The sequence below is a fragment of the Planotetraspora mira genome, from assembly GCF_016863275.1.
GTDB lineage: Bacteria > Actinomycetota > Actinomycetes > Streptosporangiales > Streptosporangiaceae > Planotetraspora > Planotetraspora mira.
Map to the genome: position 1 here is coordinate 1 of NZ_BOOO01000085.1, position 1108 is coordinate 1108.

Genomic DNA, 1108 nt, shown 5'->3' on the forward strand with positions numbered 1-1108 from the left:
GGTAGTCGTTGCGTTTCTCGATGAACACCACGAAGTCGATCGCACCCGCGATCAACATGTGCGACGCCTCGATCGGCAACCGCTCCTCCGCCTGCAACGCATACGTCGAAATACGGTTGAAAACCTCCATCGACGAATTCGCATGAATCGTCGACAACGACCCGTCATTACCCTGAGTCATCGCATTCAGCATCGTGACGATCTCGTCACCCAGCACCTCACCCACGATCACCCGCGACGGATTCATCCGCAGCGACCGCCGCACCAACTCCGCCATGGTGATCTCACCCTGACCTTCGGAGTTCGGCAACCGATGCTCGAACGCCACCACATTCGGATGCAACTCCTGAAACTGGTCCAAGCCCAGCTCCAGCGCCCGCTCCACCGTGATCAACCGCTCATGCGCCGGAATCTCATTCGCCAACGCCCGCAACAACGTCGTCTTCCCCGCGTTCGTCGACCCCGCGATCATCACGTTCTTCCGCGCCGCCACCACCGCGGAAAGAAAACGGCCGAGCTGACCGCTCACGGTCCCGTTGCCGACCAAGTCGCTGAGGAAGACCTTGCCCAGCCTCGCGCGGCGGATGGACAGAGACGGGCGGGAGGTCACGTCCATCACCGCCGACAACCGCGACCCATCAGGAAGCCGCAGATCCAACTGAGGATTGGCCGTATCGAACGGCCGCGACGACAACCCCGAATACGCCGCCAAAATCTGAATCAACTCCACCAACTCCTCATCGGAGTCGGCCACCGGATCAGCCATCACCTCACGGCCATCCGCATAACTCACAAAAACCCGATCACACCCATTGACATCGATATTCTCGATCTCAGAATCATCCAACAACGGCTGCAACCGACCCACACCAAACAACGCGGCATGAACCCCCGCCGCCAACCCCTCCTCCTCCTCAGCCGTCGGAGGCGTCCGACCAACCCCGATCTCCCCCCGCGCGAACTCCTCCAACACCTGAGCGATCAACGCCCGCGCGAACTGCCGCTCATCCTCACCCGACATCGCCGCCACACCACCGGCCTGATCCAACCGACGCTGACGCGCCAGCCGATCACCCACCTCCTGCCGGAACCGCTTCACCAGCGAGTG

General features: G+C 61.6%; 1 protein-coding gene. It reads right to left on the minus strand.

From position 1 onward, the window contains the following. Positions 1-1108: TadA family conjugal transfer-associated ATPase (locus tag Pmi06nite_RS41590; RefSeq protein ID WP_203958770.1), on the minus strand; the 1108-nt coding region annotated here is incomplete at both ends.